The sequence below is a fragment of the Sphaerisporangium melleum genome, from assembly GCF_014646695.1.
Lineage (GTDB): Bacteria > Actinomycetota > Actinomycetes > Streptosporangiales > Streptosporangiaceae > Sphaerisporangium > Sphaerisporangium melleum.
Window position 1 is genome coordinate 71,090 of sequence record NZ_BMNT01000002.1, and the last position, 12,819, is coordinate 83,908.

Consider the following 12,819-nt stretch of genomic DNA (forward strand, 5'->3'; position numbering starts at 1 on the left):
CGGGGAGCGTCACACCCGGAGGTACCGGCGGAGCGTCACGAACGAGGCGAGGATACAGATCAGCACGCCCACCACGGTGGTCAGTGTGATCACCTGTGCGACGTCGCTCCAGGTGAGCTGGGTCGCCAGCGCGAAGAACTTCTGCATGCTGTCGAAGATCACGATTTTGGCGAACATCAGCAGGACCGCCGAGATCACTCCGCCGACCAGGCCGGCGATCGTGCCCTCCATGACGAACGGGAGCTGGATGTACAGGTTGGACGCGCCGACCAGCCGCATGATGCCGGTCTCGCGCCTGCGGTTGTACGCCGACAGCCGCACCGTGTTGCCGATCAGCAGGATCGCGGCGAACACCTGGATCAGCGCCACGACCAGCGCCGCGCTGCGCAGGCGGTTCATCAGGCCGAAGAACCGGTCGAGCAACTGCTGGTCGTTGACCACGTTGGCGACCCCGGCGGCCCCGCTGAGCGCGTCGAACACCGCCTTGTAGTCGTCGGGGTTCTTCAGCTTCACCCGGAACGACTCGGGCATGTCCTCGACCTTGACGGCGCTCAGGAACACGCTGTTGCTGCTGTAGGCCGCCTTGAAGTTCTCGTAGGCCTTCTCCTGGTTCTCGAAGGTGACCCGGTCGACCTGGGGCATGGCCTCGATCTGCTTCTGCAGCGCGACCTTCTCCTGCTGGCTCACCCCACCACGGCCCTTGCAGGCGTCGAACGGGCTGTTCTTCGCGCATAGGAAGGCCGACAACTGCACCTTGTCGGACCAGTAGCTGCTCATGCTGCCGACCTGGGCGTTGATCATGAGTCCGATGCCGAGCAGGGCCATGCCGATGGCGACGGTCACGATGACGGCGATGGTCATCGTGAGGTTACGGCGAAGCCCGATCCAGACCTCGGAGAAGATGAAGTTTGCCCGCATGCTTTGGGTGTCCCCTGTCGCTCTCTCGCTTGGTGATCAGTACGCCTGGCCGTAGACGCCGCGCGACTGATCCCGGACGATCTTGCCGTCCTCCAGCTCGACCACGCGTTTGCGCATGGAGTCGACGATGGCGGCGTCATGGGTGGCCATGACGACGGTGGTACCGGTCCGGTTGATCCGGTCGAGCACCTTCATGATCCCGATGCTGGTCGCCGGGTCGATGTTGCCGGTGGGCTCGTCCGCGAGCAGGATCATCGGCCGGTTGACGAACGCGCGGGCCATGGCGACCCGCTGCTGCTCACCGCCGGACAGCTCGTCGGGCATGCGGTGGGCCTTGCCCTCGAGGCCGACCAGCTCGACCACCTCGGGCACCACCTTGCGGATGAACCGCCGGGGCTTGCCGATGACCTCCAGCGCGAACGCCACGTTCTCGTAGACGTTCTTGTTGGGCAGCAGCCGGAAGTCCTGGAACACGCAGCCGATGCGGCGGCGCAGGTGCGGCACCTTGAAGTTCGACAGGCGCGCCAGATCCTTACCGGCGACGTGGATGGCGCCCGAGTTCGGGCGCTCTTCCTTCAGGACCAGCCGGAGAAAGGTCGACTTCCCCGACCCCGAAGGACCGACCAGGAACACGAACTCGCCCTTGTCGACATCCACGCTGACGTGGTCGAGGGCGGGGCGGTTCTGGTTAGCGTAGACCTTGGTGACATTATCGAAATGGATCACAGGCGCATCACGGCATGCCAGTCTAGGGGGTAGGACGGTCGCGGAGGTGGCGAGAGAGCCACATCGCATTGCTCGCCGGCCGGGGGGCGCCGCTCTTTACCGACGATCGACGTTCCGGTTGGCCGAGGCTCAGTCTAGGGGTAACACTGGCATGGAACGTCCATAACGGAAACAAAACGATTCCACACTCGGCATCGGGGTGGTACAGCGATCATCGCGGAGAGGAAGATACCCCGTGAGCTGCGAACATTTGATCTGCGCCAACTGCGCCGGCCCGGTCGTCGAGGGGCGGTGCCCCGCCTGCCGTGCCAGCAGGGCCAGAGTGCACCACCATGGGCTGGGCGGGCTGTCTCCGCTGCTCATCGCGGCGGTGCTGCTCATCGTGCTCGGCTGCACGCTGGCGCTGAGCCACCTGTACGGCGCCTGATCGGCGCCGTCTAGGGGTGGCACGGGCATGTCAGGGGCGACGCCGGGGCCGGCGCCGCCCAGGGCGCCCGTGGCCCGCTAGCTCGCCGTGCCGGCCTCCTGCCGGCGCGTCCAGCGGATCTCGCCCTCGATGAACTCGTCCAGATCACCGTCGAGGACGGCGGCCGGGTTGCCGGCCTCCACCGAGGTGCGCAGGTCCTTCACGATCTGGTACGGGTGCAGGACGTAGTTGCGGATCTGCGTGCCCCACGAGGTGGTGGACTCGCCGCGCAGCTCCGACATCTTCTCGGCCTCCTCCTGCCGCTTGCGCTCGAGCAGCTTGGCCTGCAGCACCGTCATCGCCGAGGCGCGGTTCTGCAGCTGCGAGCGCTCGTTCTGGCAGGAGACCACGATGCCGGTGGGCAGGTGGGTGATGCGCACCGCGGAGTCGGTGGTGTTGACGCCCTGGCCGCCGGGGCCGGAGGAGCGGTACACGTCGATGCGCAGGTCGTCCTCGTTGATGTCGATGTGGTCGGTCTGCTCGACGACCGGCACCACGTCGACACCGGCGAAGGAGGTCTGCCGGCGGCCCTGGTTGTCGAACGGGCTGATGCGGACGAGCCGGTGGGTGCCGTGCTCGCCCCTCAGCGTGCCGTAGGCGTACGGCGCCTTGACCACGAAGGTGGCCGACTTGATGCCGGCCTCCTCGGCGTAGGAGGTGTCGTAGATCTCGGTGGAGTAGCCCTTGCGCTCGGCCCACCGGAGGTACATGCGAAGGAGCATCTGCGCCCAGTCGGCGGCGTCCACGCCTCCGGCCTGGGAGTTGATCGTGACGAGCGCCTCACGGGCGTCGTAGGGCCCCGACAGCAGGGTGCGCACCTCAAGGGCGTTGACGTCGGTGCGCAGGGAGGCGAGCTCGCGGTCGGCCTCCTCGCGGGTGTCCGCGTCGTCCTCGGCCTCGGCCAGCTCGTACAGCACGGAGATGTCGTCCAGGCGGCGGACCAGGCTCTCGACGCGGTTGAGCTCGCCCTGCATGTGCGAGAGCCGGCTGGTGACCTTCTGCGCCTGCTCCGGGTCGTTCCACAGGTCAGGCGCGGCAGCCTGCTCCTCCAACTCGGCGATCTGCTTGCGCATGGCGTCGAGATCCAGCACGTCCTGAATGCCCTTCAGTGTGCCGGTAAGCTCGCTGATCTCTTCTGCGGGGTCGATGGCTGCCACAACTGCCAAGAGTACGCGAAGGCGGAGGCACCTCGCGCGTGGCTAGCATTGCGTCCTGCGGGGGACTCATCGGGAGGCGAGCGTGACCACGACCATGCGGGTGGCCCTCGCGCTGTTCCTGCTGGCCGGCTCCCTGATGGCGTGCTCGTCGCCGCCGGCGCCGCGCTCCGGCGCCTCCTCCGCCACGCCGTCGGCCTCCCCCACCGAGGCGGCGCCCCGGGAGGCGCCCGCGGTCGGCCTGGCCGAGGCGGGCCGGGTGCTGCGCGAGATCCTGGCCGCCGACGACGCCGCCCGCGCCTCGGGCGCCGAGTCCTACGCGCTGGAGCAGACCAGGGACGCCCAGCGTGATCTCACCAGGGTCGCGTTCACCTCGACCGGCCTGCGCCCGCCCCGCTATACCTGGGGGAAGCCCGAGCTGCTGGTGCCGCGCCTGAAGGCCGACCGCTATCCGTACTGGTTCGCCGCCGTGGCCGAGCGGCGCGATGGGCATGGCAGGCGGCGCACCGCGGTGCTGGCCTTCATGAAGCAGTACGAGACCTCGATGTGGCAGCTCAGCTTCGCCTCGCTGCTCTACCCCGGCACGAGCCCGCCCGCCGTCCTGCTCGACGATGAGGGGTACGCCACGGCGCTGGCCACCAGGGACGACTCGATCGCGATCAGCCCGCACCTGATGGCCCCGCTGCACGCGACCATCGCCGAGGAGGGCCCCAGGGGCTTCGCCGCGAGCCTGATCGCCCCGGGGCCGCAGACCACGGGGTACTTCGACGAGGTCGAGAAGATCCAGCCGGACTACCGCACGCGCGGGCTGCTGTACGACTCGCTGTTCGCCGCCACCGCCTTCCCGATCTTCGCGTTGCGCACTACCGACGGCGGGGCCGTCATCCTGTACTCGCTGAGGCGCACGACGCTCCGCCAGGCGAAGATCAAGTCGGCCGAGGGCCTGGTCCCGGTGCCCAAGGCTGTCCGCTGGGCCGTCCCGAGCCAGGTGGTGCCGTCCATGCTGCGCATGATCGAGACCCAGCAGGACGTCAGCCAGGTCGCCCGCAAGGGCGCCGCCGAGCGCGCGCGCATCATCGGCTTCGACGGCGCCGCCACCGAGGTGACCGGCAGGTGACCGGCCGGCCGGCGCGTGCGGCCGGCCGGTCTTGACTCAGCGTTCGTCGTGCGGCAGGTTGCTGGTGGCCACCAGGGTGCGCACGGCGCGCAGCGCCACCGACAGCGTCGCCAGGTCGAAGTGGTCGCTCTCCCAGATCTCCGACAGCGTCTGGCGTGCCCGCCCGACGGCCGCCGAGTTGGCCTCCGACCAGCGGGCCAGCCGCTCCTCTGGAGCAAGGCCCGGCTCGCTGTGCACGAGTACGTCCCGGGTGAGGGTGGCGTGCGCGGCGTACAGGTCGTCGCGCAGCGCGGCCCTGGCCATGGAGTTCCACCGGTTGTCACGCGGCAGCGCGATGACCCGTTCGCGCAGCCGGGCGAGCTGGAGCCGGTCGGCCAGGTCGAAGTAGACCTCCGCCACGTCGTGCACCGGCCTGCCGGTGCGGGAGGCGATCTCCACCAGGTCGAACGTGGAGTACGCCGGCACCATCACCGCCGCCCGCTCGGCCAGGTCGGCGGGGACGCCGCGGGCCAGGAAACCGTCGCGGCGCTCCTCGAAGGCCGCGAGGTCGGGGCCGGCCAGCAGCTTCGGCAGGTGCGGCAGCAGCCCTTCGGCGCCCTCCACGAAGAACCGCGCCGCGCCGGCCAGGTCGAGCGGCGGCCTGCGGTTGCCGAGCAGCCAGCGCGCGCCCCGCTCGGCGAGCTTGCGGCCCTCCAGCAGCATGGCGAGCTGGGTGGCGGTGTCCACCTTGTTGTCCAGCTCCTCGACCGCCCGCCAGAAGCCCGGCAGGCCGAAGACCTCGCGGGAGACCAGGTAGGCGCGGGCGATGTCGGGGGTGGAGGCGCCGGTCTCCTCGCCGAAGCGGAACATGAACGTCGTCCCGCCGGCGTTGACCAGGTCGTTCACCACGCAGGTGGTGATGATCTCGCGGCGCAGCGGGTGGGAGTCCATGGCCTGCCGGAACCGCTCGCGCAGCGCCGAGGGGAAGTAGGACACCAGCCACGAGGTCAGGTACGGGTCGTCGGGCAGGTCGGAGGCGAGCAGCTCGTGGTCGGCGACCAGCTTGGTGTAGGCGAGCAGCACCGAGAACTCCGGCGCGGTGAACCCGAGGTGGGCCTGGCGCCGCTCGGCCAGCGTCTTGTCGGAGGGCAGGGCCTCCAGCTCGCGGTTGACCAGCCCGTCGCGCTCCAGTCTGCGCAGGTAGCGGGCGTGGATGTGCAGCATCTCTGGCGCCTGGGCGCGGGCGGCGGCCAGCACGATGTTCTGCGCCTTGTTGTCCCGCAGGACCAGTCCGGCGACCTCGTCGGTCATGTCGAGGAAGAGCTGGTCGCGCTCGCCCTCGCTCAGCTCGCCGTCCCGCACCAGGCCGTCCAGCAGGATCTTGATGTTCACCTCGTGGTCGGAGGTGTCCACCCCGGCGGAGTTGTCGATGAAGTCGGTGTTGACGTAGCCGCCGCCGAGCGCGAACTCGATGCGGGCGAGCTGGGTGAGGCCGAGGTTGCCGCCCTCACCGATGACCTTGCATCGCAGGTCGGAGGCGTTGACCCGCAGCGCGTCGTTGGCCTTGTCACCGGCGTCGGCGTGGCTCTCGGCCGAGGACTTGACGTAGGTGCCGATGCCGCCGTTCCACAGCAGGTCGACCGGCGCCCGCAGGATGGCGCTGATCAGCTCGTTCGGCGGCAGCGCCGAGACGCCCTCGGGGATGCCGAGTGCGGCGCGCGTCTGCGGGGACACCGGCACCGACTTGGCCGTACGCGGCCAGACGCCGCCACCCGCCGAGATCGCGGCGGGGTCGTAGTCGGCCCAGGAGCTGCGCGGCAGCCGGAACAGGCGGGACCGCTCGGCGAAGCCGCGGGCGGCGTCGGGGGCCGGGTCGACGAAGATGTGCCGGTGGTCGAAGGCCGCGACCAGCCTGATGTGCTCCGACAGGAGCATGCCGTTGCCGAACACGTCGCCGGACATGTCGCCGACGCCGGCCACGGTGAAGTCGGTGGTCTGCACGTCGACGCCCATGGAGCGGAAGTGGTAGGCGACCGACTCCCAGGCGCCGCGCGCGGTGATGCCCATGGCCTTGTGGTCGTAGCCGACCGAGCCGCCGGAGGCGAAGGCGTCGCCGAGCCAGAAGTCGTACTCCTTGGCCACGCCGTTGGCGATGTCGGAGAAGGTCGCGGTGCCCTTGTCCGCCGCCACGACCAGGTAGGTGTCGTCGCCGTCGTGCCGGACGACGGCGTGCGGCGGGACCACCTTGCCGTCGACCAGGTTGTCGGTGATGTCCAGCAGGCCGGAGATGAACTGCCGGTAGCAGGCCACGCCCTCGGCCATCAGCTCGTCGCGGCCACCGCCGGCCGGGGGCCGCTTGACGACGAAGCCGCCCTTGGACCCGGTGGGCACGATGACGGTGTTCTTCACCATCTGCGCCTTGACCAGCCCGAGCACCTCGGTGCGGAAGTCCTCCATGCGGTCCGACCAGCGCAGGCCGCCGCGGGCGACCTTGCCGAAGCGCAGGTGGACGCCCTCGACCCGCGGCGAGTACACGAAGATCTCGTACTTGGGCCGGGGCAGCGGCAGCACGCCGATGGCCTGGGGGTCGAACTTCACCGAGACGTACGGTTTGCGGTGCCCCTTGTCGCGCTGGAAGAAATTGGTACGCAGGGTCGCCGAGATCATCTCCAGGTAGGCCCGCAGGATGCGGTCCTCGTCCAGGGAGGCGACCTCGTCCAGGGCGGCGATGATCTCCTCGTCCAGCGCGTCGGCGATGTCCTCGCGGCTCTCCTGTGACAGCCGCGGGTCCAGCCTGGCCTCGAACAGCCGCACCAGCAGCTTGGCCAGGCGGATGTTGCCGAGCAGCACCTTCTCGATGTAGCGCTGGCTGAAGGCGGTGCCGGCCTGGCGCAGATACTTGGCGTACACGCGCAGGACGAGCGCCTGCTCCCAGGTCAGGCCGGCGGCGACCACCAGCCCGTTGAAGCCGTCGCTCTCGATCTCGCCGCGCCACAGGGCCCCGGCGGCGTCCTGGAACAGCTTGATGAACCGCTCGTCGTCGATGGTGACGCCGGGCGGGCAGCGCAGGCCGAAGTCGTAGATCCACGCGGCCTGCCCGTCCTGCCACCTGATGTGGTACGGCCGCTCGTCCACCACCTCGACGCCCATGCGCGACAGCAGCGGGAGCACGTCCGACAGGGAGACCGGGGCGCCGATCCGGAACAGCTTGAACCGCCACTCGCACTGCGCGCGGTCCTGCGGCCGGTACAGCTCCATGTCGACCTCGCCCGGCCGGCCGGCGAGGCGCTGCAGGCGGTACAGGTCCTCGACCGCGGCGCGGGGGTCGAAGTCCTCCTTGTACGCCTCCGGGAACGCCTCGGCGTACGCGGCGACGAGCGTGCGGTCCTCGCCGGGAAGCTCGGCGCGCCGCTCGTCGGGCAGCTCGGCGATGGCGTCCTGGAGGTCGTCCTCCCAGGTGCGGGTGGTGGCCGCGATGCGGGCCTCCAGCTCGGGCGCGTTCACCCGGCGCGGGCCGAGGGCCTTGCCGCGCTCGCCGCGGACCACGATGTGCAGGCGGGCCAGCGGCGACTCGCCGAGCATGGTGCTGTACTCGAAGGTCGAGCCCTGCAGCGCGTCCATCAGGATCTGCTGCATACGGATGCGGACGTCGGTGTTGTAGCGGTCGCGCGGCAGGTAGATCAGGCAGGAGATGTACCGGTTGTAGTCGTCGCTGCGCAGGAAGAGCTTGACGCGCTTGCGCTCGCGCAGCCGCAGCACCTCCAGGGCCATCGGCGCCAGCTCGTCGGCGGGCACCTGGAACAGCTCGGCGCGGGGGTAGGTCTCCAGGATCTCGATGAGATCGGTGCCGTCGTGGCTGTCGGGGGACAGGCCCGTCCTGTCGAGCACCTCCTCGAGGCGGCGGCGCAGCACCGGGATGTGCGAGATCGACTCGCTGTAGGCGACGTGGGAGAACAGGCCGAGGAAGCGGCGCTCGCCGATGACCTCGCCCTCAGGGGAGAAGACCTTGACGCCGATGTAGTCGAGGTAGGCCGAGCGGTGCACGGTGGCGCGGCTGTTGGCCTTGGTGACGACCAGCAACTGCCGCTCGCGGGCCTTGGCGCGCAGCTCGGGGGACATGGCGGCGAAGCTCGCCGAGCCCGCCTTGTCGGCGCGCAGGATGCCGAGGCCGGTGCCGGGGATGGCGCGCAGGCCGTCGCCGTCGGGCGCCTGCTCCAGGCGGTACTCGCGGTAGCCGAGGAAGGTGAAGTGGCCGTCCGCCAGCCAGCGCAGCAGCTCGACGCTGTCCTCGATGTGCCCGGCCGGCAGGTCGGGCGGGACGTTCTCCAGCTCGGTGGCGATCTGGACGGCGAGCGCCCGCATCTTCGGGGTGTCCTCGTCGGTGACCCGGACGTCCTGCAGCACCCGCTGGAGGTCGCGCTCGATCTCGGTGAGCGTGTCGGGGCCGGGGTTGCGGTCGATCTCGATGTGCATCCAGGACTCGACCAGGAACTGGCCGGTGAGGTCGGCCTGGCCGGCGCCGAGCATCCGGCCGGTCATGTCGCGCCGCACCTTGATCTGGGGGTGGACGACGAGCTGGACGGCCATGCCGTGGCGCTCCAGCTCCATCGTCACCGAGTCGACCAGGTAGGGCATGTCGTCGGTGACCACCTCGACGAGCGCGCCCGGGCCGAAGTGGCCACCGGCGTGCCCGGCGGGCACGTGGGCGCGCACCAGCGCGCGTCCTTGCGGACGGTCGGCGGCGAACCGGCGGTGCTCCAGGGCGGTGGCCGCGACCTGGCGAGGGTCGCGGTCGATCAGGTCTTCGGGGGCGACATGCCGGTAGTACAGCCGGAGGAAGGCCAGGATGTCCTCGCCGCCGAGGTCCTCGGCCTCCTGACTATCGGCACACAGGTCAGCAGCGGACCGGAGCAACCGGTCTTTTGCCTCGTCGAGCGACATGTCGCTTCTCACTCCTTTGTGAGGGTTCGCGGTCTTCGCGAGCATCTCGGCCGGGATCACGTGATGACAGGGGAAATGCCACGTTCCCGGGCACGTGACACCTCCATCGGCGGGCCGGACATCCTGATCGCCGTTGACCAAGTCCCCCCCGCCGTACCCGATACCAGCCCATCACACTCGATACGTCAACTTGTCCGATATCGTGCGCAATTCCGCAGACAGGGCGAGTCTCCCAGCTCAGAGCACAGTCCGTGACCGACTCGTGATAAACCATGGACCTCCACGGGACGTCTCATGAGATGGGCGTTACCTTTCGCCACCGGTGACCGTTCCTGGGGGATCTGTGATCATGCGGCCAGCGCTCGACCGGCGCTCCTTCCTGCGCGTCTCCGCCGCCGCGGCGGCGGCCGCCGCGACCGGCTGCGCCACCGGCGATCCCGGCGGCACCATCACGCGCGCCACGACCAGCACCCCCTCCGGCGGCACCGCCGCAGCGGGGGCGGCGGCGACCGGGGCGCGCACCGGCCCCTCCCCCGCCGACTGGTCCGCGCTCGGCCGGGGCCTTTCCGGACGCCTGATCCGGCCCGGCGACGCCGCCTACGACACCGCCCGCCGGCTGTACAACCCCGGCTTCGACGGCATCCGGCCGAGCGGGGTGGCGTACTGCGCCGAACCGGGCGACGTGGCCGAGTGCCTGACCTTCGCCCGGCGCTTCGGAGTGCCGGTGACCTCCCGGTCCGGCGGCCACAGCTACGCGGGGTGGTCCACCGGCACCGGCCTGGTGCTCGACGTCTCGCCGATGAACACCGTCCAGGCCTCCTCCGGGCGGGCGGTCGTGGGCGCGGGGGCCAAGCTCGTCGACGTGTACGACCGGCTCGCCGCCCGTGGTGTGGGCATCCCGGCCGGCTCGTGCCCCACCGTCGGCATCGCCGGGCTCACCCTGGGCGGCGGCATCGGCGTCCTGTCCCGCAAGTACGGCCTCACCTGCGACGTGCTGGAGTCGCTGCGCGTCGTCACCGCCGACGGGAAGGTGCGCACCTGCGACGCCCACCACGAGCCCGACCTGTACTGGGCGTCGCGCGGCGGCGGGGGCGGCAACTTCGGCGTCGCGGTGTCCTTCACCTTCCGCACCTTCAAGGCCGGGGACCTCGTCCTGTTCTTCCTGCACTGGCCCTGGTCGCGGGCGCGCAAGGCCATCGCCGCCTGGCAGGCGTGGGCGCCGTCCGCGCCGGACGCGCTGTGGAGCAACCTGCACCTGTCCCAGGACCCCGGCCGGGAGCTGCAGATCGGCGGCACCTACACCGGGTCGCGCGCCGAGTGCGAGCGGCTGCTGGAACCGCTGATCGCGAAGATCGGGTCGGCGCCGTCCAGCCGGTACATCACCCGCACCTCCTACCAGCACGCCATGATGGTCGAGGCGGGCTGCTCGGGGCGCACCGTGTCCCAGTGCCACCTGCCGGGAAGCCTGCCAGGGCAGACCCGCGACGGGACCTTCCCGCGCGACTCGTTCTCCGCCAAGTCGCACATGGCCTACCGCCCGCTGTCCGCCTCGGGCATCGCCACCCTGGTCGACCAGGTCGGCCGCCCGGGCCGGCACGCCGTGCTGCTCGACGCCCTCGGCGGCGCGGTGGGCCGGGTCCGGCCGGACGCCACGGCCTTCCCGCACCGGGGGGCGCTGTTCAGTGTGCAGTACTACGCGCACCGGTCGGGGGCGGCGGCCTGGCTGCGCGGGGCGCACGGCGCGATGGCGCCGCACTTCGGCGACCATGCCTACGTCAACTACATCGACCCGGCGCTTTCGGGCTGGCGCCAGGCGTACTACGGCGGCAACGCGGCGCGCCTGGCCAAGGTCAAGGCCGCCTACGACCCCGGCCGCCTCTTCCGCTTCCCGCAGGCGGTCTGACGGGGGCCAAGGCTCGCGGTCTCTCCTGCCGGTGGGCGCGGGGGCGGGACGGTCCCACCGTACGCGCGTGCCAGAAGATGGGGGTGGCCGGTGCCCCGGCGCCGGCGTCAGCGCAAGCCGAGTCACGAGGAGAGAGCGATGTCCGCGCCCGCACCGTCCATCCCCCGATTCCACCTGGCCGTTCCGGTCGACGACCTCGCGGCCGCCCGGGCCTTCTACGGTGGCGTGCTCGGATGCGAGCAGGGCCGCAGCTCCGAGCGCTGGATCGACTGGAACCTGCACGGGCACCAGTTCGTCACCCACCTGGCCCACCGTCCCGCGGCTCCCGCGCACAACCCGGTGGACGGCCACGAGGTCCCGGTGCCGCACTTCGGGCTGATCCTGCCGATCCCCGAGTTCCACCGGCTGGCCGGGCGCCTGCGCGACGCGGGCACCCGGTTCGTGATCGAGCCGTACCTGCGTTTCGCCGGGGAGCCGGGAGAGCAGTGGACGATGTTCCTGCTCGACCCGGCGGGCAACGCCCTGGAGTTCAAGGCGTTCGCCGACGACGCCCAGGTCTTCGCCACCTGAGTGGTTGCGAGGGAGTGTTACGGCTGTGAACGAAATGGTCTTTAAGGAACCTACTATCGGGTAGCCCGCTACGCTTGCCCGACGTGATCAATCAGCAGATTCCGGCGGAAACCACCCCTAACGGGATAAATCTCAATAGCAGCGAGCCGGCCACCGAGGCGGCGGACGAGAAGCCGAGCGCCTTGGCCCTGCTCGAACGCATCGCATCGGTGGTCCTGCCGATCGGCGTCGGGCTGTACGCGGTGCTCTACCTCGGTGTCGAGGCGATCTACGGCATCTTCGGCGTCACCCCCCAGCAGGCGGGCATCGACCAGGCGGTCCTGTTCGGCCGGCTCTCCGGCACGCTGATCCTGCTGCTGCTCATCGCCCTGCCCGTGCTGGGACTCCTGGTCGCCCTGTACTGGGTGCTGGACAAGGTGACCTTCGGCCGGCTGTCCCGGCTGGTGCGATTCTTCCGGGAGCACCCCTGGATGGCCGCGACGCTCGCCGCGCTGTGGAGCGGCGCCACGTACTGGGGCGCCTTCAGCGTCCTCGGGGAGGTCAAGGCCGCGACCATCGTGCCCATCGCGGTGGGCCTCGGGGTGCTGACCTTCCTGGTGCCCTTCCGGCTGATGCGCCGCAGGCCGGTCGGCCGCGCCGGCATGCGGCTGGTCGTCGGCGCCCTGACCGGCATCGGCCTGGGCTGGCTGCTCATCTACGAGATGGTCCTCGGGGCGGCGGACGTGTACACGAAGGGCACGACCTCGGACCTGCCGGGTCTGGAGGGCACGACCCTGCTGGACCTCGTGGGCTTCCAGAGCCAGTGGGCCGTGCTCATGGACGGCGACGACAAGCCGCTGTACGACAGCCGATCGATGCTGCTGCTCGGCGAGTCCAACGGCGTCTACGCCTTCTACGACTGCGACAAGATGGTCACGATCCGCCGGGCCGCCGACCACACGAACCTCGGCGAGATGACCATGTACCCCGAACTGCCCAAGGACCACACCTGCGGCAGCCAGGTGGAGCAGGACGGCCAGCAGGACGCCGCCACCACCCAGTAGCC

The 12,819-nt window shown here is 70.3% G+C and carries 9 protein-coding genes; 5 read left to right on the top strand and 4 right to left on the bottom strand.

The features are described from left to right. Positions 1 to 9: 9 nt before the first annotated feature. Together ftsX and ftsE are read right to left on the bottom strand one after the other, a co-directional pair. Positions 10 to 918, bottom strand: coding sequence for a permease-like cell division protein FtsX (ftsX, locus tag IEY93_RS02175; protein ID WP_189161229.1), 909 nt, complete (start codon positions 916 to 918; stop codon positions 10 to 12). A 36-nt stretch (positions 919 to 954) separates the two neighbouring features. Continuing rightward, a complete protein-coding gene (gene ftsE / locus IEY93_RS02180) occupies positions 955 to 1,644 on the bottom strand; it encodes a cell division ATP-binding protein FtsE (protein WP_184939289.1) in 690 nt (229 codons plus the stop codon). Positions 1,645 to 1,879: 235 nt separating this feature from the next. Here ftsE and IEY93_RS02185 point away from each other — a divergent pair, with 235 nt between their 5' ends. Then, on the top strand, positions 1,880 to 2,071 hold the full coding sequence (locus IEY93_RS02185; RefSeq protein WP_189161230.1) for a hypothetical protein: 192 nt from the start codon (positions 1,880 to 1,882) through the stop codon (positions 2,069 to 2,071). 77 nt (positions 2,072 to 2,148) lie between these two features. Here IEY93_RS02185 and prfB read toward each other — a convergent pair whose 3' ends face one another. Continuing rightward, positions 2,149 to 3,267: a peptide chain release factor 2 gene (gene prfB / locus IEY93_RS02190; RefSeq protein ID WP_189161231.1), complete on the bottom strand. Its 1,119-nt coding sequence runs from the start codon at positions 3,265 to 3,267 to the stop codon at positions 2,149 to 2,151. A gap of 82 nt (positions 3,268 to 3,349) precedes the next feature. On the opposite strand from prfB, the gene IEY93_RS02195 reads away from it, so the two are divergent. Continuing rightward, entirely contained in the window at positions 3,350 to 4,381 is a 1,032-nt protein-coding gene (locus IEY93_RS02195) for a DUF8094 domain-containing protein (RefSeq protein WP_189161232.1), read from the top strand. Between the two features lie 36 nt (positions 4,382 to 4,417). On the opposite strand, the gene IEY93_RS02200 is transcribed toward IEY93_RS02195, so the two are convergent. Further along, positions 4,418 to 9,301, bottom strand: a complete 4,884-nt coding sequence (locus tag IEY93_RS02200) for an NAD-glutamate dehydrogenase (RefSeq protein WP_189161233.1) — start codon at positions 9,299 to 9,301, stop codon at positions 4,418 to 4,420. A 349-nt stretch (positions 9,302 to 9,650) separates the two neighbouring features. Here IEY93_RS02200 and IEY93_RS02205 point away from each other — a divergent pair, with 349 nt between their 5' ends. From IEY93_RS02205 to IEY93_RS02215, 3 genes are all read left to right on the top strand, one after another. After that, on the top strand, positions 9,651 to 11,204 hold the full coding sequence (locus tag IEY93_RS02205; RefSeq protein WP_189161234.1) for an FAD-binding oxidoreductase: 1,554 nt from the start codon (positions 9,651 to 9,653) through the stop codon (positions 11,202 to 11,204). A 138-nt stretch (positions 11,205 to 11,342) separates the two neighbouring features. Then, the gene (locus tag IEY93_RS02210; RefSeq protein WP_189161235.1) at positions 11,343 to 11,774 is read left to right on the top strand and encodes a VOC family protein; all 432 of its coding nucleotides are present in this window, start codon (positions 11,343 to 11,345) and stop codon (positions 11,772 to 11,774) included. 83 nt (positions 11,775 to 11,857) lie between these two features. Then, entirely contained in the window at positions 11,858 to 12,817 is a 960-nt protein-coding gene (locus tag IEY93_RS02215) for a hypothetical protein (RefSeq protein ID WP_189161236.1), read from the top strand. Positions 12,818 to 12,819: the final 2 nt, after the last annotated feature.